The sequence below is a fragment of the Pseudoalteromonas sp. 19-MNA-CIBAN-0066 genome, assembly GCF_040308705.1.
Taxonomy (GTDB): domain Bacteria; phylum Pseudomonadota; class Gammaproteobacteria; order Enterobacterales; family Alteromonadaceae; genus Pseudoalteromonas; species Pseudoalteromonas nigrifaciens.
The window spans coordinates 38,532-56,363 of record NZ_JBEONZ010000018.1 but is presented as its reverse complement, the minus strand read 5'-3'; the positions used below and the strand labels follow the sequence as shown (position 1 = coordinate 56,363).

Sequence of the window (17,832 nt, the reverse complement as noted above, 5' to 3'; positions counted from 1 at the left end):
ATATTGATATACCAAAAATACACTAAAAAGGCCTAACTCTTGCGAGTTAGGCCTTTTTATTAAAAACTAATAAAAGTGTTAACTTTCTTCTTTAGCTTTTGCTTGTGAATCTTTTAGTAGTGATATTTTAGCCGGTTGCAAAGCAACAATGCGCTCACCTTCTTGCGGTGGTTTTTCCATATCACTGGTAAAGGGTCTAAGTTTAACTGGCGCATCGTCATCGCCATCTTTATCCCCTTTGAGAATAAACAGTGGAATTGCTTCTGGGTTCATTTCTTGATATTGCTCCCAGCTAAACTCATCAGAAATACGGGTAGCACTTACTTTACCGCCTTTCGCTATCACACTGCTTAAGCGTGCATAAGAGCCATTTTCACCAAATAAAATTTGGCGCGATAAGAAAGTAGCACTGTCTTTATTCGCTTTAGCATGCGATGAAGATGAACGTAGTGAAAACACATTTTTATCATTAAGTAAGTGAGAAAAATACTGTACACCTAGCGCATTGTGATGGCGATTTGGTGACAGTGCCAACACACTACGAATAGTGGTTAAAGGCAAGTAACGCTCAGCATGTTCAGATTGTGGATTACCGTAGTAGCAAGGCAAGCCATCCATACGGGCCATTTTACAGTTTTCCCATGCAGGGTCAGATAAATGCACAGGAATATTTTGATCTTTTAAGCCACGCGCAATAGCACGCGATACATGGTTTGCACCAATAATTAAAATGGTACTTGGTGATGGTTGACGTACACCAAGCAGTTTAGCTAAAGGGATGGCAGTTAGGCTTTGCAGCACCACGGTAATAATAATAACGGTAAATATGAGCGGTACCATTTTTTCTGCATCAGCAACACCAGCTTCCATCATGCTCAGCGCAAATACAGAACCAACAGCTGCGGCAACAATACCGCGTGGCGCAATCCAAGCGAGTACTAAGCGTGACTTCATTGGTAGGTCAGTACCAAAAGTCGATATTGCAATACACACAGGGCGAGCTATAAATAGCACGATAGCTAAAAATATAAAAACGTCACTATCTAGCATCATTAAATCAGAGAGTTCTAACCTTGCTGCAAGTAAAATAAACAGTGTTGAGATTAAAATCATCGATAGATCTTCTTTAAACTCAAGCACCGAATCAATTTCTAAATCATCTTGGTTTGCAAGCCAAATACCAAATACAGTCACCGCTAATAAACCTGATTCATGGCTTAAGTGATTAGACACTGAAAAACTTATAAGCACTAGGGCTAAAATGCCAAACTTATGCAACTCAAATGGTAGCCACTCTCGGCGCATAAGTTGTGTAGTAAGCCAACCTGCAACAACACCAATTGTTAAGCCTACACCTAAGGTTTTAACTAGCGCAATAATGGTATGGCTAAATATTTGACCTTCGCCAACCAACATCACGGCTTCGAAAACTAATACGGCAAAAAGAGCACCAATAGGGTCTATAACAATGCCTTCCCAGCGTAGTATTCGGTCGATGTCTTGAGTTGGTCGCATAGAGTTTAGCAAAGGGGCAATAACAGTAGGACCCGTTACAACAAGTACAGCGCCGAGCACAGCAGCTACCCGCCAGTTAAGCTCTAATAGCCAATAGGCACTAAAGCTAATAATTATACACGTAGTGAGCATACCAATAGAGCACAGGTTTCTGACTACTTTACTGATGCCTTTTAATTCTCTGAAGTGCAGGGTGAGAGAGCCTTCAAATAAAATAATAGCAACGCTGAGTGACACAACAGGAAAGAGTAAATCGCCTAAAAGCGCGTCAGGATCTAGTACGCCAGTAAATGGCCCTAATAATAGTCCTGTAAGCAATAAAAACAGAATAGCAGGGACTCTAAACGCCCATGCGACCCACTGGGCAAGCACGGAGCAAAGTGCGATACCGGCTATATAAATTGCTGACATAGAATAAGAATTCCTTGTGAATATGATAGATAAAAGTATAACTTATGTTAATTATAATACAGGGGTATACACGGATAAGTTAAATTTTGCTAATAGAATTTTAGCTGTTTATCAGATATTACGGGTTTTAAAGTCTGTTATTTTATCAGTAATTTTAATAAATACCCTACAAAAAGGATTTAACTTTTTGATAATTAATATAAAAACAGTTCGAAAAACAAGCTGCATTTTACTTAGTTTGAATTTTAACCTTGATTTTACCTGCAGTTTTAGCGTATTATGCTTCGTGTTCAAACAATTAGTTGTCTAATTAAGTGGTTATTTTAAAATAATAACTTATTAATATTAGAGTCACATTAAAGCGGTATAATACTGTTTTGTAGTGATTTAAGGGTTTGAGCAGTATAAATATCATTTACCGAACTCTTTGGTATGATTTTGCTAAACAAGTTTATTTAACTATTTAAATAAATAAAGGTTTGAGTTGAATTATTACCTTTCAATATTTAGCCCCCATCGTGGCGGTTAAATCTCGGTCCTTAAGTCATCACCCTATCTGTTGGTGTATCTGACTTAAGAGGCTCTATGTATGTTGTTAATAAAAAAGCCACACACAGCTTTTACAGCGATACATAAACAACACTTTTTAAATTTTTTGTTAGTACTATTCAACACCGTTGAGTTGTTGCTATTTAGTACTTGCGCTTAAATCTATAACAACAGTTTTAGATAGAGTCGCTTTGCGTGTGTAAAAAAGTGTTTTTAAATGATAAACCAAATTCGAAGCTATGTTTTAAACCTAGCTAACTAGTTTTAGCTCATCACATTGTATGAGCGCAAATAAAATGGAAAGTTGAACATTTATGAATAAGTTAAATTGGCGACGTATAGTACTTAAAGTAGGTAGTGCTTTAATTGCACCGGATCAAGATGGCTGCCGTTCACGTTACATATTAACCATTGCACAGTTTATTGTTCGCTGTCGTGCTCGTGGTATTGAAGTTATTTTAGTTTCGTCAGGCTCAGTTGCTGCGGGGGCACATTTGTTCCCATCAGATACAGCACGTTCAGTCGTGATGAAAAAAGCAATGGCTGCCGCAGGTCAAACAGAAATGATAGCAATGTGGGATAGGTTTTTTGACTTTCCATCAGCTCAATTATTATTAACCCACGGTGACTTACGTGATCATGAACGCTATCAAAGTATTCGCGAAACTGTATTTACTTTACTTGAGCACGGCGTGTTACCTATTATTAATGAAAATGATGCAGTAACAACCGATGATCTAAAAGTAGGTGATAACGATAACTTATCTGCTATGGTTGCAGCAGCAGCTGATGCAGACGCATTGCTTATATTTTCAGATGTGGATGGGTTATATGATAAAAACCCTAACTTGCATGACGATGCTATTTTACTGCCTGAAATAAAATCAATTGATGACTCTATTTATGCTATGGCAGGATGTGCAACTAGCGCAGTTGGTACAGGCGGTATGAAAACCAAAATTGAAGCGGCTGAAAAAGCAACCTCACATGGGATTTCAACTTATATTATTAACGGCTTTAAAGAAGAGACATTTACGCGTTTACTTGCAGGTGAAAACCCTGGGACTATTTTCTTACCATACGAAAAACCAATGCAAGATTCTGTACATTGGATGACGCACACTGCAAATGAGCAGGGTGAAGTTGTTGTAGATGGCTCGTTTGATAAGTCACTCGAAGGCGAAACAGGCTGTATTCGTGGCGATGAAATAATGGCCGTGCATGGCGAGTTCGCAATTGGTGACACTATTTTAGTACGCAGTGAAGATGGTACGCGTTTAGCCAAAGCAACCGCAAATTATAGTAGCTGTTTGTTGAGCTTTATTGCTGACAACGAACAGAGTGAATTCAGCGAAAAAATGCAGGACTCAATTGGACCTGTTATATCTGAAAAACATATCGCATTATTGGAGAAGTCATGAGTTTAATTACGGATATTTCACGCCAGGCAGCAAAAGCTGCTCATCAGTTAGCGTTACTCGATACCGAGACAAAAAATAAAGTGCTATTGGACATGGCTGCAGCACTACGTGCAGAAAAAGCATTTATTATTAAAGAAAACGAAAGCGATTTAGCCGCGGCACGCGACAATAACTTAGCAGCAGCAATGGTTGACCGTTTAACGCTTAACGATGAACGTGTTGAAGCAATGGCTGAAGGCATCGAAGTGATAGTAAGCTTAGATGATCCGGTTGGTCAGCTACGCGATATTACCGAGCGTCCAAATGGCATTAAAATTCGTAAAATGCGCGTACCACTAGGCGTAGTTTGTATGATTTACGAAGCGCGCCCAAATGTAACCGCAGATGCGGGTGCATTGTGTTTTAAATCGGGTAATAGCGTTATTTTACGCGGCGGTAAAGAAGCACTAAAAAGCTCACAAGCAATTGCTAGCGTAATGCACAGCGTGCTAGCAAAGCATAATTTACCAGAAGCACTTATTTCGGTAATTCCTGACCCCGATCGTGGCTTATTAATGGAATTAATGCAGCAACGTGACAGCATTGATTTAATTATACCGCGTGGTGGTGAAGGGTTAATAAACTTTGTAACCGAAAACAGCACAATTCCAGTGATCCAACACTTTAAAGGTGTATGTCATTTATATGTTGATAAAGACGCCGACCTTGAAGTGGCAATTAACCTACTGCTTAATGGTAAAACGCAACGCACCGGCGTGTGTAATGCTTTAGAAGGCTTAGTTGTACATCAAGATATTGCCGATGAGTTTTTAAACTTGTGTGCGGTAGTGTTACGTCAAGAAGGCGTTAAAATTAATGCCGATAGCCAAGCAGCTACGTATTTTGACAATGCAACAGTACTGGGCGACGATGAATTTGGTGAAGAGTATTTAGATTTAGAAATAGCCATTCGCGTGGTTCCAAGTTTTGCGGCAGCTGTAGAGCACATAGCGCAATTTGGTTCGCATCATACAGAAGTAATTTGTACTAAAAACGCTGCTACGGCAGAGTTATTCCAACGTAGTGTTGATGCTTCGGTAGTAACTGTTAACGCTTCATCGCGTTTTTCAGACGGTTCACAACTGGGCTTAGGTGCCGAGATTGGTATTGCAACGTCTAAGCTACATGCCTACGGACCTATGGGCCTTGAGTCACTAACTACTGAAAAGTATTTAGTTAATGGCGACGGTCAGATCCGCGAATAAACTTAGTTTATTTCAGGACAAAACATATTATGAATTTCAAAAGCCGAGCTGCAGCTCGGCTTTTTTGTGCAATAAACTAACTTAGGCTCTACTTCGCTAGCCAGTAAAATTAAAAAGCGTGCAATAGCGTTAGTTTTAACTATATGGCGTATATTTTGGGGTTTAAATACAGAGTGAAACTTAAGATAAAATAGCGAATAAATTGATGGCTTTGAGACAATACTAAAGAGGGAGTAGGAAAGTGGTGGAGCTAAGCAGGATCGAACTGCTGACCTCCTGCGTGCAAGGCAGGCGCTCTCCCAGCTGAGCTATAGCCCCACATTCCTAAATTTTACATATTACGTAAAAGCTTGATTGCTGATTCTCAAGCGGGACGAACTTTAAGATTTTTTATAAAATAGGTCAAGTATTTTTTCACTAATTTTACCGTTTAGATGAAATTTTGGTAGACTCAACAACAATATTCAGTAAAAAGACAATTAAAAATGAAAAAGTATGCCTTAGTACTGATGGTTTTGCTTGTTGGCTGTGCTAACTCAAGTGACGAGCAACCTTATGAAATAAATAATAAACAGTTTCATGAAAAACAAGATGAACAAGGAAATAAGCTATTTGCCTACGTAGTATCGGTAAAGGCTAAAAGCCGCCAGAACATTAATTTAGATAAAAAGTTTACCCGCAGTGACTTTGAGCGTTTTGCAGCGCAAGAGCATTTTGAAGAGTCGAGTATTTTAAAATTGCAGTTAGAAGATCAAGCTGTTGAATTGTTAAACAAAGAGCTTGAAACACGCAACTATTGCCCCGCTAAGCATGAAATTAATGAGGTACTGTGGCGTGATTTAAGTGTGCAATTAAGAGGACGTTGTTTGTAGTATGTTAGCTGATAAAACAAAGTTAGCAGCGCTATTAGCGCAGTTAAATATTAATTATGAGGTGATAGAGCACCCACCATTACATGGCAGTTTAGATGCCGATGCCTTTATGGTGGAGCGCCCAGGGACACGACTTAAAAATTTATTTTTACGTGATAATGAAGGTAAGCGGCACTTTTTAGTTATAACCGCCCATGACAAGCAACTTGATTTAAAAGTATTATCAAAACAACAAGGGTTATCGCGGTTAGGATTTGCCTCAAGCGAGCGTTTAGCGCGCTATTTAAAAGTAGCACCTGGGTGTGTATCTATGCTTAGCCTAATGAACGACAAGCAAAACGAAGTAAGCGTTTGGCTAGATCAAGATATTTGGCAAGGTGAGCTATTTCATTGTCATCCGTTTGAAAACACCCAAACCTGGTTACTTAATAAAGCAGACTTAGAGCAGTTTTTTAACTTTACTGAGCATCAGCCTCGCGTAGTATTTTTACCTTCAAGGTAAGCCCATATAACCAGCATCAAGCCGCATAGGCAAACAGCCAATAAAGCTGCCATAAATGCGGTTTGCCCATGATGCTGGTATATCACCCCTGGTAATAACGACCCAAGTGCACCGCCGCTGTAATAAAACGATACATACCCGCCATTAGTAACACTCGGTGGTGCTTTACTTATTTTATTAACTAAGGGAGCGGCAGTTGAGTGAATCACAAACATAGACCCGCAAAATAATGTAAATGCGGCTAAAAACACTATTAGCTGGTGGCTCATTAACATGACAATGCTAATACTGTAAAACAAAAATATAGCCGTTAATAAATGCCATGCAGAGGGCACTTTTTTAAGTAACCAAGGTGTTGTAATAGACGCTAAAGCGCCGATTAAATAACCACTGTAAACCAAGCCAATGTCGCGAGTATTAGTGATTAAAAAAGTATTTTGCAAAATAAAAGGTAAATAATTAAGTAAAGCGGCAAAGCAAAAAAACATACAAAATACCGCACCATACACTTTTAGCAGCGGCCCTTCACGTAGTTGTTTAATATAGTCTAGTGGTGAAAGTATTGATTTAACGTTATTACTTTTAAAGCGGGTATGGGGAATACTCCACGCAAGCAAAATGAGCATGGTGGCAATAAAATAATAAAAACTTTGCCAGTGCCATATATCGCTAAAAATAGCTGCCAGAACACGCCCAAAATAGCCACCTACTATGGTGCTGCCAATGTAGATTGTCATATTTTTTTGCAGTGTATCGGCACTAAAACTCATGCCAATATAACTGGTCATGGCTGTTAATGCCGCTGGTAATATTAGGCCTTGTAAAAAGCGTACCAATAACAGCAGCTCAAAGGTGGGGGCGTAAACAAATAATAAACAGCATCCTCCCAATAACAACATAGCAATGCGTAATATAAATAAAGGATTACGTTTAGTTAAAAACAACCCATACACTAAAGGCGCAATAGCCAGTGGTAGCATAGCCGCAGTCATTAAGCTGCCAGCAACGGCGGGGGCAACACCAAACTCAACTGCAAATAGGCCAAGCAGTGGTTGTGGAGCGTAAAGTACAAAAAAAATAAATACAGAGCAAAGCAACAAGTGAGGTAGGCGCATTATATAGCTTGGCGAGTAACTAATAGTTAAGTGGCAGTATATTAAAAATCCCTTGTGTTTGATAATCTAAAAACGAATACTTTAAGCGACTATTTGGTATACCCATAAACAGTAATAAGTAATTGTTTACTAAAAGAGCCGCTATCTTTGCGCTAAATCATGGTGTTTTTATCGTCGTTTGTTAGATTAATGATGATAGCGCTGTTATTTGCCGGCATTGGTGATTAAAATAGTCTTAATATTAGTTTTTAGTGGAATAGAGCCATGGGGTCACTTCAAGAGCAATTGCTCCAAGCAGGATTAACAACATCGCATAAAGCTAAAGTTGCTAAATCAGAAAAGCGTAAGCAGCAAAAAAAGCAAAAAAAGGGTGCAACCAGTAACCCTAGCGATTTACAAAAGCATATTCAACAAACAAAACTTGAGCAGCAACAAAAAGCAGAAGAGCTTAACCAGGCACGCCAAGGTAGTTTAAAGCAGCGCGAGCAAAGTGCCCGTGTTAAACAAATTTTAGAACACCATAACCAAGAAGCAATACGTGGTGAGCGTACTTTTAACTTTACTTACGAAAACAAAGTAAAGAGCATTGAAGTAAACGAAAGAACGCAAAAAGCGTTATCGGGTGGTCGCTTAGCTATTTGTGTGCTCGAAGGCCGATTTTACGTATTAGAAGACGAACCGGCACGTAAAGTAGCTGAAGTAGATGAACATTATATTGTTTTTCATGTTGAGCCAGAAAGCAAAGTAAAAGATGAAGACGATCCATACGCCGATTTTGAAATACCAGATGATTTAACGTGGTAAATTTTAGTTAAGTGTAGACTCATTTAATTTTTGCTAAAGTTAACTTAAATGAGCTGTACATGTATTTGTTCTGATTGATCGTCAAACGCTATTAGTTACGTATGCTTTTTATAGTGTTGTTGACTACAATCACCAGAACAGTTTTTTAACCGTCAAAAAAAGAAGAGTAAATACAATGAGCAAAATTAAAACACTTTTATTAGGCGCGGGTATTAGTTTAGCCGCAAGCTTGTCATTTAATGCAGCTGCTGCAGATGGTGCTGCACTTTACACTGCTAAAAACTGCCAAACGTGTCACGGCGCAGAAGGTAAGGCACCTATTATGGGCATGTACCCTAAATTAAATGGTCAAAATAAAGACTATTTAGTTGCACAAATGAAAGACATTAAATCAGGTGCGCGCAGTAATGGTATGTCTATGGCTATGAAAGCTATGGTAGCAACCGTAACAGATGAAGAGTTTGCTGCAATTGCTGATTACCTTGCAAACGTAAAATAATAAACGCAGTTAATTATTTTTATTAAAAAACAGCCACACCTAGTGTGGCTGTTTTATTTCCTGATTGCTATAACCTAAATACTAATTTAGACTTCTAAACATCTATTGCGCAATTGACCTTATGTGTATTTAAAGGCTTATTATGTTTGATTTACCCCAGCTCGATTTAAAAAATAAAGTATCAGCACAAGAATGGCAGCTACGAGTTGATCTAGCAGCCTGTTATAGGTTGGTGGATCATTTTCGTTGGGGCGATTTAATTTACACGCATTTATCGGCGCGGATACCGGGCAGTGATCATTACTTAGTGAACGCCTTTGGTTTAACCTTTGATGAAATCAGCGCTTCTAACTTAGTTAAAGTAGATTTAAGCGGCAATATTATTGACGACACGCCATTTAATATTAATCCAGCTGGCTTTACTATTCATAGCGCAATTCACGAAGTACGCGACGATGCGCATTGTGTGATTCATTTGCACACGAAAGAAACCATAGCTGTTGCTACACAAAAAAATGGCTTATTGCCACTAAGTCAGTATTCCATGTTCTCTTTGCCGTCGCTTTCGTATCATGGTTACGAAGGGTTAGCGGTTAACGATGATGAACGAAAACGCTTACAAGATGATTTAGGCAATACTAACCATATGTTGTTAGTTAACCACGGTGGCTTAACAGTGGGGCCAACGGTGGGCGATGCTTTTATGCGCTTTTATGATTTACAGCGCGCCTGTGAAATACAGCTCGCTATTCAAGCCAGTTCGCAGCAGGCTATTAGCGTCCCGCAGCCTATAATCGACAATATTTATAATCAAGCAAATGTAGTGCACAGTGGTAGTACTGGCGGGCAGTTAGCGTGGCCAGCTATGCTGCGCAAAGCGTACCGACTTGATCCTAGTTTTGCAAAATAACCATTTAAAGGTTAATAAGGAATATTCATGAAAGTAAATCGCGTTGAAGTGTTTGATATTCATTGCCCAGATCGTCCTGCTTGGACTCCAGTATTTGTACGTATTCATACTGATGAAGGCATTAGTGGTGTGGGTGAAGCGGGCCTTGCATACGATTTAGGCCACAGCGCTGCTGCCGCTATGATCAAAGAAATGGCCGATGCATTTTTAATTGGCCACGACCCATTTCAAACCGAAAAGCTTTGGTCGCGTATGTTACGTGAAAGCTTTTGGGGTTTAGGTGGTGGGCCTGTTGTATATGCTGCAATGAGTGCGATTGATACTGCTCTGTGGGATATTAAAGGTAAAGCACTGGGTGTACCTGTGTATCAACTGCTTGGTGGTAAGGTTAACGATAAATTACGCACTTATGCATCGCAACTGCAGTTTGACTGGGATAGCGAGTTTAAAGCATTAGTGCAGCCACAAGAATACGCCGAAGCGGCTTTAAAAGCGGTTGCCGAGGGTTACGATGCAGTAAAAGTAGACCCAATTCAGTACGATAAAGACGGCAATACTTACTACGATCGCACTAATATTATTTCCCGCGCTGAAATGAAGTTGTACCGTGCGCGTATGCAAGCGATTCGTGAAGCGGTAGGCGACGAAGTTGATATTATTTTTGAATGCCATAGCTTACCAGGGGTGACTTCGGCAATTCAATTGGGCGAAATAGCGAAAGAATTCGATTGCATGTTTTTTGAAGAACCCGTTAACTATTTAAACCATTCATTGCATGCCAAAGTGGCTGATAAAGTGGCCGTGCCAATTGCTGGTGGTGAACGCTTGTATAACCGCTGGGGTGTACGCCCATACTTAGAAGATCAAAGTATTAATGTATTGCAACCCGATATTGGTTTATGTGGTGGTTTTACCGAAACGAAAAAAGTGTGTGACTACGCCGATATTTTTGATGTGCGCATTCAAGCGCATGTATGCGGCGGGCCAGTAGCGACTGCAGCTTCACTGCATTTAGAAACAGCCATTCCTAACTTTTTAATTCATGAGCATCATACTTATGCGATTAAAAAATGGAACCGTGAGTTGTGTCTGCAAGATCCTCAACCTAAAAATGGCTTTTTTCAAGTGTCGGAAGAGCCAGGTATTGGTATTGAATTAAACGATGAGATTGTAATGCGCTCGCAGCGTGTAGAAATTAAATAGTTTTAGCATACAGATTAAAAAGCCGCGTAGTGATAGCTCACTACGCGGCTTTTTCTATTTGGCGTTATTGTTATAGCTGATTAATTTTACACTGCACGCCTTTTAACTGCTGCGTTGCTTTGCTATCAAGATGGCGAACAAAGCATTGCTTGCCTTTAATCATTAACTCAAACTGGTCGGGCATATTAAGCTGCTTACCCATAATAGGATTACCCATAGAGTCTTTATGGTTGAGTTTATCGAGCGTCACAGTACTGTTAGTAGTAAATACATCATCGGCTAATTGCACTTGTGAGCTATGCAGCAAGCTAGCAATAGCATTAGCTACTGCTATGCTATTAGGTGTTACTAATAGCGCATGCTGCAGCTTAGGAGTTGGCTCAGCGCTTTGTGCTAAGCAGCCGCTGAGTGCGGTTGTTATAAATGCGATTACTGTAAGTCGGCGTACTTTCATGGTTTATCTCATGTTATCGCTAAGAATAGTATTTTGCTCAAGCAAGGTTTGAATTCGCGTATCTTTTACTTCAGGCGAATCAGTTGTAATAGCAGGTGCAAAACCTTGTTTACTGTTTATGGAGCTTGGCGCAGGGCAGCTACCGGTATTTCGATAGTTAAGCGCTGTTTTAAGCAGTGCTTCATTGGCATTACCTAATGGCTGAGAAAAGTCATCGGCAAGCGCACAACCATTTAATAATACGGGTTGAAAAGCGTTATCAATAGTGTTTTTTGGCGCAAAGCCATCAGCATACTCGCCAAAACCTTTATTATTTATACCGCTAAACTGAATGGTAAAATAGGTGGTTGCGCAGTTATCGGTAGGATAAAAGCCATAAGGCTTGCCACAGGTACCAGAGCCTATCTGGATCACTTCAATGTCGGCGCCGCGCAGACCATTAATAATGGCTTCGCTTGCTGAACAGGTGCTGCTAGTCGTGAGAACAAATACGCGGTTTAGGTTTAATGTTGGCAGTGCGCTACCGGGCACAGTTGCAGGGTTATCAGCAAATCCCACAAACTGATTAGTAAACGGCATTGGGCTAAGTGTTTGCCCAGTTACCGGGTTGGTATTTGGATTTTTATCGTTAAAAACAGTACGCTCAAACACTTTTCCTTGGGTGTTCGCGCGGCCCGCAATCATATAGGCTACTTGGCTGGCCATTTGTAAAAAGCCGCCGCCGTTATAGCGTACGTCAATCACTAAGTCTTTAATATTACTTGCTGCAAATTGGTTAAATGCATTGTAGAGCTGATCTTCAGCAATCGCATTATGGCTATTAAACTGAAAATAACCCACATCGCCATCGGCTAAGTCGGTACGCACATTGACTACCGGTTGCGAGGTAATATTTTGCGAGGTGAGTGTTACGGTACGGTTTTGGTTAGTATTTATGTCTTTAAATACAAACTCGGTCGTTTTACCTGTTTGCTCAGGAAACAAACTTGCACTAATAAGAGCAACTTCACTGCTGGAAGTCGTATTTACAAAATCAATGCCATCTACTGCAACAAGTTCAAAGCCACGAGCAAGGTTTTGATTACTCGCAGGTGTATTTGGCTCGGTATAGCTAATAACGGCTTGGCGTGGCGCGCTGCTAGCAAGTATTTTTATATTAAAGCCATAGCCATAGGTTACCCCTGATTGACTTTGGCGCTGCCACTCATCGGTAGGTAAGTTAAAGTGGTAGTTATCTTTTTTAGCGCCTGAATCGGTCAGTTCATTGGTTTTTAAGGTATCAAAATAAGCAACTACGCCGCTTGTAAGCGCTGGATCGGTATCTATTATCTCATCGTACCAAAGGTAGGTTTCGTTACTCCACGAACGCAGCCAGTTTTTTTCATTACTTGCTTGGCATTGTCCTTTAAATTGGCTGGCACTGGCAAATACCCCTGCGTTCCAGCTATTGGTATTGCTATTAGGAGTAAGGCCCTCGCTATCGCTACCGCCGCCACACCCAGATAAAACGCTAAGCAGTGCTAAGGAAGCGAGTGTTGTTGTTTTTTTGTCACGAATTTTAGAGTGCATATAAGAAGCTCTATTTTTAAACGATTAATTTAAATATAGCGGCTTTTATTTAGAGTTGATAGCAGTGTTTAGCGTTTTTATAGCTTAATTGCTGCCAAAGTGCTTGGTTACTACATAAGTTAAAGTGTGCCTGCCATAAGTCGTTATATTGGGTATTGATTTGGCAAACGGGGAAGTTACTCGCAAACATTATTCTTTGCTCGCCAAAGTGTTGCAAAATAATATTAAAGCACTGTGCTTGCTGCCCGCTATTGAGCTTAAGTAACTCAAATCCCGAAAACTTAATTGCAATGTTATGGTACTTGGCGAGTAATTTAATGCCTTGCTGCCACGCTGGCATATTGTGGGGTAAACCTGCGTGATTAAGTATAATTTGTAACTGTGGAAACTGTTTGGCGTATTGAGCAATTTGCTTAACTATAATATGGTTTTCAAGCTCAAACTGGGCTTCAAAATGTAATTTTAACTGCTGTAACGTTTCAAAGTTATTGTAGCAATTACTGCTGAGCAAACGTTTGGCGTCATCACCTTGGGTAATATCTCTAATGCCCGCTAAGCTTGGATGGGAAAGGTTACTGAGCGCATGGCTAAATAGCTGATTGCTTTGATCAATCTGGGAAAAACTAACGGCTTTGTAAGTAATACCAGCCAAGTGCTTGGTGAGCCAGTTAAGCTCGTTTATAGGTGCGCTGTTATCAAACCCCGCTTCAATATGCACTAAGCCTGCAAGTTTAAAGTCGCAATCTTGCATTAATTGCGCAGCACTGATCGGCTGCTTTATTTTGTCTAAGTTAGGCCATGGCGGCGGGTTAGCGCCTTGTAACCAAGTATATTGCCCCTCAAGTAGATTAAAAAAATGCACATGGGGGTCAATAATAGCACTACTCATTGCGCTGTATAACCACCGTCAATACTTTGCAAGCTACCGGTGATAAAGCTTGCATCATCGCTGACTAAAAAATTCACTAAAGCGGCTACTTCATCAGCTTGGCCTAAACGGTTAAGTGGCTGCAATGCCGCCTCTTCGGCTACTGTTTGTGCTTTATTGGCACCACTGTTTTTACAGTAAGCGTCTATGGCGTTATGAAATAACGGTGTTTCTATAGTGCCAGGGCACACGGCATTAGCCCTAATATTAAAACTCGCGTAATCAAGCGCGGTGGTTTTTGCCATAGAAGCAAGGGCGTGTTTAGTCAGGTTATAAGCAAATGAATTTTTTTTACCTATAATTGCCTGATCTGAGGCTATAAGCACAATAGCGCCGTTGTTTTGGGTTTTCATTATTGGTAATACACTTTGCACTGCCGCATACGCGCCTTTTACATTAAGCGCAAATAGTGCATCGAGAGTTTGCTCATCGGTACTTTCTATGTTGGCGCTTAAATGTTTTCCTGCATTAGAAACAAGTACATCAATGCGCTGCGTTTGCTCAACTATGGCATTAATACAACGACGTACAACAGTGACATCGCTTACATCACAATGATGAAACTCACCAAAGTTACTTGGTGTTATATCAAGGTTATGTACTTCATAGCCGCTTGCTAGTAAGCGCTGTACTACCGCTAAACCAATACCTTTGGTGCCGCCGGTAACAATAGCCACTTTTGACATACTTGCTCCTTTATTTGTTATTACTTTTTAATTAGTGAGAGTGACCACATCCGCCTGCTGCATGCACATGGCCATGCGATACTTCTTCGCTGGTGGCTTCACGTACCGACACTACTTCAACATCAAAAGTCAGTGTTTTACCTGCAAATGGATGATTTAAATCACAATCGGCATTAAAGCGGCCTACTTTAATAATAGTTACCTGATGACGACCTTGATCCGAGCTTACCATTGCGGTCATGCCTGGTTTCCATACTTTAACTTTGCTTTGTGTTTGTAAATGCTTTAACGGAATGCGTTGTACTAAGTTATCAACACGTTCGCCGTATGACTCGCTTGGCGCTAATGTAACGCTAAACTTTTCGCCAGCGGCTTTGCCTTCCAGCGCATTTTCTAAACCAGGAAGCATGCCTTCGCTGCCATGAATATAAGTAAGAGGCGCTTCGTTAGTGCTGGTTTCTATTTGCTCACCGGCTTCGCTAAGGGTGTAATGAAATTCAACGGCTGAATTTTTACTAATTTGCATGCTTATCTCTTTAAATTTTGACTGTATTAGTTAGAGCGTAATTTTACGCGAAATATGTTTTTTTAGAAACTTAACGTGGCTGATTTAATGTTTTTTGTAGATCTAACAATAAATCTTTTTTAATTGTTGTTACTTGAGGCTTTTCGGCTTGAGGAATAAATAACACTAATTGAATACCTGGTTTGAGCATACTCGACGCCGACAGTTTATTCCATTTAGCTAGGTCACTGTGCGGCACATTGTAAAGCTGACTAATGCTCCACAAGGTATCGCCTGGTTGCACTTCATAGTCTATTTCGAGTGTTGCAATTACCACTTCTTGATGCTCAAGGTAGGGGCTAATTTTATAATCAATAGTCAATGATTCCGGAAGTGTTTTGGGCTGGCCAACAAGTAATTTTTCACCAATGCCAATTAAGTTGTTTTGTTTATTATTAAGTTGCTTTAAGGTACTTAAAGGCATGCCAAAGCGCCTAGCAATACTGTAAAGCGTATCGTTTTGTTTAACTATGTACTCTCCAGCAAAGTTAGTTTTAAAAAACGAACTGTTTAATAGTGCCTGTTGCTCAATTGGCAGTAATAACGTATGCGGACCATTGGGTGAACTTTGATTTTTTAAATACCCTTGATTAAGTGCATGTAGCTGCTTAGAGCCTACTCCAGAGAGCTTGGCAATGATTGAAAAATCAAATTGTTGGCCTACATTCATATGGGTGGTCAATGCTTTGTAAGCGAGCTTTGGGCGTTTAAAACCTTGTTGCGGGTGTTTAACTAAGTAGCTTAGTGCCAGTAACTTGGGTACATAATCGGCGGTTTCTTGAGGTAATTTTAGCGACCAGTAATCAGTGCTTTTACCGTGCTTTTTATTTTGTTTAATCGCGCGTTTAACTCGCCCTTCACCGCTATTATAAGCGGCGAGAGCGTGCAGCCAATTGCCATCAAAGCGTTTATATAAGTAACTTAAATACGCCAGTGCTGCGTCGGTGGCGGCAAGTACATCTTGGCGGCCGTCATACCATTGATCAGACTTAACCCCAAAATGATGTGCAGTTGCTCCTACCAGTTGCCATACGCCAACAGCTTGCTGCGATGAGTGTGCAGTGGGTCTAAATCCGCTCTCTACAAAAGGCAGCAGTGCTAACTCTATTGGTAGTTGCTGTTGTTCTACCTTTTTTACAATATGGTATAAATACGGAGCGGCTCGTTTGCTCATAACTTGCAGGTAATCGGGTTGCTGCAAATACCAATTAATACGCTTTTTCAGCGCTTTATTTTGCTCAATAGGAAAATGCAGATTATTAGCGATATGCTGCCATAAGTCAGTTGTTTTGGCCGGTGGCGTTATTATCTTATTTTTTGTATTTTTAGGCGGCGTTATGCGTAAGTTAGTTTTTGTGCTTTGCGGTGTTTTTAATTCACTAGGGGCGCTGTAACTTGGCTTAAAGTGAGTAAATATTTGCGGTGCTTCTATAGGCTCTGGCTTGGTGGTTTCACAGCCAAATAAAAAAACACCTAAACAAGCTAAAACCAAACTGCGCATAACATTCACTTCTATTAAAATCCTTTTACTATTTTAACACAGTCCGTTGTGTTGAGTTATTTTGCGTTTATCGCGCGAATTAATCCTGCTTGTAAAAATAAATTACTCGACTTGGCATTAAGCGACTCTTGCATGTAGGGTTTAATCGCGACATCAGGAAATGACAGCATTAACTGCTCTATTGTTTGCCCACTATTATTAGCTACATGCTCTGTAATGGCGGTTAAAAATGCGTGCGACTGCTGCAGTTGCGACTTATTAGTTAGTTCACCATGACCAGGAATTATAGTTTTTAGCACTGAGTCATTAATATATTGTTGTAGCAGTGCGCGCCAGCTGCTTAGCTCGCCGTGGCCAGGGTAGGGAAGCCAGTCAACAATATCTCCACCAATCAAAGTGCTGCCACTGTTAGTTGTAATGGTTAAATCGCCATTGGTATGTGCTTGGTGGGCGTTTAAAGTAATCTCAAAATTGCCTAAGTCTAGTGTTTTATTGGTGTTTATGCTTATTTCAGGTGCATTGAGTTGATATTTTTGCCAGCGGAATAGGCGCTGTTTAGCGCGTTCTAACTTTGTGCGCCACTGGGCTTGCTCATTTTCGGGGAGTGTTGCTAAGCGTTGGTAGCTAAGCTCAATGCTTTTTTCGAATCCCTCTAGCTTATCGTTAAATGCTTGCTGATAAAGGGCAAAGTCAGTTTTTACTTGCTGATGGGTAATTAATTGCGCATCGGGGTAAAAGTGCTGCATTACAGCCATCCCCAGCAAATGATCGTCATGAAAATGAGTGGCCACTAAGTAACACAAAGGTGTTGTTAAGTGCTTTTTTAAATCGCTAGCAAGTTGTTCTACTGCAGCAAAGTTGCCGCTGGTATCTACTAACAGTGCGCATTTACTACCTTCAATTAATACTTGGTTTGAGTCGTAAAAACGTAGTTTATGCTGTTGTTTTAAAAATTGAATATTGGGACTTATTTTCTCCCACGTAACATCGGCGTTAGCATTGGCTGCAAAATAAAAAGAGTTAAGCAGTAGTAGGTACTTACTTAATTTAAATAAACGCAGGGCTGACTTCATATAACGCTCTC

General features: G+C 40.3%; 17 protein-coding genes and 1 tRNA gene. 8 read left to right on the top strand and 10 right to left on the bottom strand.

Annotated elements, in window-relative coordinates; translation table 11 throughout:
* Positions 1-78: 78 nt before the first annotated feature.
* Complete coding sequence (locus AAEZ18_RS11605; RefSeq protein ID WP_058372400.1) at positions 79-1,926, bottom strand: cation:proton antiporter; 1,848 nt, start codon at positions 1,924-1,926, stop codon at positions 79-81.
* Positions 1,927-2,789: 863 nt separating this feature from the next.
* Between AAEZ18_RS11605 and proB the strand changes: the two genes are divergently transcribed.
* Entirely contained in the window at positions 2,790-3,896 is a 1,107-nt protein-coding gene (gene proB / locus AAEZ18_RS11600; protein ID WP_011326992.1) for a glutamate 5-kinase, read from the top strand.
* The gene (locus AAEZ18_RS11595; RefSeq protein ID WP_086994847.1) at positions 3,893-5,140 is read left to right on the top strand and encodes a glutamate-5-semialdehyde dehydrogenase; all 1,248 of its coding nucleotides are present in this window, start codon (positions 3,893-3,895) and stop codon (positions 5,138-5,140) included. The genes proB and AAEZ18_RS11595 overlap by 4 nt, the downstream gene beginning before the upstream one ends.
* A 242-nt stretch (positions 5,141-5,382) precedes the next feature.
* Here the strand turns inward: AAEZ18_RS11595 and AAEZ18_RS11590 are convergent.
* A tRNA-Ala gene (locus AAEZ18_RS11590) sits at positions 5,383-5,458 on the bottom strand.
* 167 nt (positions 5,459-5,625) lie between these two features.
* Between AAEZ18_RS11590 and AAEZ18_RS11585 the strand changes: the two genes are divergently transcribed.
* Together AAEZ18_RS11585 and AAEZ18_RS11580 are read left to right on the top strand one after the other, a co-directional pair.
* Positions 5,626-6,012: a hypothetical protein gene (locus AAEZ18_RS11585; protein WP_011326994.1), complete on the top strand. Its 387-nt coding sequence runs from the start codon at positions 5,626-5,628 to the stop codon at positions 6,010-6,012.
* A gap of 1 nt (position 6,013) precedes the next feature.
* Entirely contained in the window at positions 6,014-6,514 is a 501-nt protein-coding gene (locus AAEZ18_RS11580) for a prolyl-tRNA synthetase associated domain-containing protein (RefSeq protein WP_011326995.1), read from the top strand.
* Here the strand turns inward: AAEZ18_RS11580 and AAEZ18_RS11575 are convergent.
* On the bottom strand, positions 6,481-7,629 hold the full coding sequence (locus AAEZ18_RS11575; protein WP_089367625.1) for an MFS transporter: 1,149 nt from the start codon (positions 7,627-7,629) through the stop codon (positions 6,481-6,483). The two genes, AAEZ18_RS11580 and AAEZ18_RS11575, sit on opposite strands and share 34 nt — an antisense overlap.
* A 264-nt stretch (positions 7,630-7,893) precedes the next feature.
* Between AAEZ18_RS11575 and AAEZ18_RS11570 the strand changes: the two genes are divergently transcribed.
* The 4 genes from AAEZ18_RS11570 to AAEZ18_RS11555 all read left to right on the top strand — a co-directional run bounded on the left by AAEZ18_RS11570 (position 7,894) and on the right by AAEZ18_RS11555 (position 11,045).
* Positions 7,894-8,433 carry a DUF2058 domain-containing protein gene (locus tag AAEZ18_RS11570; protein ID WP_011326997.1) on the top strand — a complete coding sequence of 180 codons (540 nt, stop codon included), beginning with the start codon at positions 7,894-7,896 and terminating at the stop codon, positions 8,431-8,433.
* Between the two features lie 175 nt (positions 8,434-8,608).
* Complete coding sequence (locus AAEZ18_RS11565) at positions 8,609-8,932, top strand: c-type cytochrome (protein WP_011326998.1); 324 nt, start codon at positions 8,609-8,611, stop codon at positions 8,930-8,932.
* A 142-nt stretch (positions 8,933-9,074) separates the two neighbouring features.
* The gene (locus tag AAEZ18_RS11560) at positions 9,075-9,842 is read left to right on the top strand and encodes a class II aldolase/adducin family protein (protein WP_011326999.1); all 768 of its coding nucleotides are present in this window, start codon (positions 9,075-9,077) and stop codon (positions 9,840-9,842) included.
* Between the two features lie 27 nt (positions 9,843-9,869).
* The gene (locus AAEZ18_RS11555) at positions 9,870-11,045 is read left to right on the top strand and encodes a mandelate racemase/muconate lactonizing enzyme family protein (RefSeq protein ID WP_011327000.1); all 1,176 of its coding nucleotides are present in this window, start codon (positions 9,870-9,872) and stop codon (positions 11,043-11,045) included.
* 70 nt (positions 11,046-11,115) lie between these two features.
* Here AAEZ18_RS11555 and AAEZ18_RS11550 read toward each other — a convergent pair whose 3' ends face one another.
* The 7 genes from AAEZ18_RS11550 to AAEZ18_RS11520 all read right to left on the bottom strand — a co-directional run bounded on the left by AAEZ18_RS11550 (position 11,116) and on the right by AAEZ18_RS11520 (position 17,821).
* Positions 11,116-11,499: a hypothetical protein gene (locus tag AAEZ18_RS11550; RefSeq protein ID WP_011327001.1), complete on the bottom strand. Its 384-nt coding sequence runs from the start codon at positions 11,497-11,499 to the stop codon at positions 11,116-11,118.
* A gap of 3 nt (positions 11,500-11,502) precedes the next feature.
* Positions 11,503-13,068: a S41 family peptidase gene (locus AAEZ18_RS11545; protein ID WP_089367627.1), complete on the bottom strand. Its 1,566-nt coding sequence runs from the start codon at positions 13,066-13,068 to the stop codon at positions 11,503-11,505.
* 49 nt (positions 13,069-13,117) lie between these two features.
* The gene (locus AAEZ18_RS11540) at positions 13,118-13,957 is read right to left on the bottom strand and encodes an amidohydrolase family protein (RefSeq protein WP_089367628.1); all 840 of its coding nucleotides are present in this window, start codon (positions 13,955-13,957) and stop codon (positions 13,118-13,120) included.
* Complete coding sequence (locus tag AAEZ18_RS11535) at positions 13,954-14,682, bottom strand: SDR family NAD(P)-dependent oxidoreductase (protein ID WP_089367629.1); 729 nt, start codon at positions 14,680-14,682, stop codon at positions 13,954-13,956. The genes AAEZ18_RS11540 and AAEZ18_RS11535 overlap by 4 nt, the downstream gene beginning before the upstream one ends.
* Positions 14,683-14,713: 31 nt before the next feature.
* The gene (locus AAEZ18_RS11530; protein ID WP_011327005.1) at positions 14,714-15,208 is read right to left on the bottom strand and encodes an FKBP-type peptidyl-prolyl cis-trans isomerase; all 495 of its coding nucleotides are present in this window, start codon (positions 15,206-15,208) and stop codon (positions 14,714-14,716) included.
* Between the two features lie 70 nt (positions 15,209-15,278).
* A complete protein-coding gene (locus AAEZ18_RS11525; RefSeq protein WP_011327006.1) occupies positions 15,279-16,748 on the bottom strand; it encodes a transglycosylase SLT domain-containing protein in 1,470 nt (489 codons plus the stop codon).
* 56 nt (positions 16,749-16,804) lie between these two features.
* Complete coding sequence (locus tag AAEZ18_RS11520) at positions 16,805-17,821, bottom strand: MBL fold metallo-hydrolase (RefSeq protein WP_011327007.1); 1,017 nt, start codon at positions 17,819-17,821, stop codon at positions 16,805-16,807.
* Between the last annotated feature and the right edge of the window lie 11 nt (positions 17,822-17,832).

What these genes read in the sequence shown, in the direction of transcription:
- AAEZ18_RS11605 (WP_058372400.1), bottom strand. Translation starts at nt 1,926, where the DNA reads ATGTCAGCAATTTATATAGCCGGTATCGCACTTTGCTCCGTGCTTGCC.
- proB (WP_011326992.1), top strand. Translation starts at nt 2,790, where the DNA reads ATGAATAAGTTAAATTGGCGACGTATAGTACTTAAAGTAGGTAGTGCT.
- AAEZ18_RS11595 (WP_086994847.1), top strand. Translation starts at nt 3,893, where the DNA reads ATGAGTTTAATTACGGATATTTCACGCCAGGCAGCAAAAGCTGCTCAT.
- AAEZ18_RS11585 (WP_011326994.1), top strand. Translation starts at nt 5,626, where the DNA reads ATGAAAAAGTATGCCTTAGTACTGATGGTTTTGCTTGTTGGCTGTGCT.
- AAEZ18_RS11580 (WP_011326995.1), top strand. Translation starts at nt 6,014, where the DNA reads ATGTTAGCTGATAAAACAAAGTTAGCAGCGCTATTAGCGCAGTTAAAT.
- AAEZ18_RS11575 (WP_089367625.1), bottom strand. Translation starts at nt 7,629, where the DNA reads ATGCGCCTACCTCACTTGTTGCTTTGCTCTGTATTTATTTTTTTTGTA.
- AAEZ18_RS11570 (WP_011326997.1), top strand. Translation starts at nt 7,894, where the DNA reads ATGGGGTCACTTCAAGAGCAATTGCTCCAAGCAGGATTAACAACATCG.
- AAEZ18_RS11565 (WP_011326998.1), top strand. Translation starts at nt 8,609, where the DNA reads ATGAGCAAAATTAAAACACTTTTATTAGGCGCGGGTATTAGTTTAGCC.
- AAEZ18_RS11560 (WP_011326999.1), top strand. Translation starts at nt 9,075, where the DNA reads ATGTTTGATTTACCCCAGCTCGATTTAAAAAATAAAGTATCAGCACAA.
- AAEZ18_RS11555 (WP_011327000.1), top strand. Translation starts at nt 9,870, where the DNA reads ATGAAAGTAAATCGCGTTGAAGTGTTTGATATTCATTGCCCAGATCGT.
- AAEZ18_RS11550 (WP_011327001.1), bottom strand. Translation starts at nt 11,499, where the DNA reads ATGAAAGTACGCCGACTTACAGTAATCGCATTTATAACAACCGCACTC.
- AAEZ18_RS11545 (WP_089367627.1), bottom strand. Translation starts at nt 13,068, where the DNA reads ATGCACTCTAAAATTCGTGACAAAAAAACAACAACACTCGCTTCCTTA.
- AAEZ18_RS11540 (WP_089367628.1), bottom strand. Translation starts at nt 13,957, where the DNA reads ATGAGTAGTGCTATTATTGACCCCCATGTGCATTTTTTTAATCTACTT.
- AAEZ18_RS11535 (WP_089367629.1), bottom strand. Translation starts at nt 14,682, where the DNA reads ATGTCAAAAGTGGCTATTGTTACCGGCGGCACCAAAGGTATTGGTTTA.
- AAEZ18_RS11530 (WP_011327005.1), bottom strand. Translation starts at nt 15,208, where the DNA reads ATGCAAATTAGTAAAAATTCAGCCGTTGAATTTCATTACACCCTTAGC.
- AAEZ18_RS11525 (WP_011327006.1), bottom strand. Translation starts at nt 16,748, where the DNA reads ATGCGCAGTTTGGTTTTAGCTTGTTTAGGTGTTTTTTTATTTGGCTGT.
- AAEZ18_RS11520 (WP_011327007.1), bottom strand. Translation starts at nt 17,821, where the DNA reads ATGAAGTCAGCCCTGCGTTTATTTAAATTAAGTAAGTACCTACTACTG.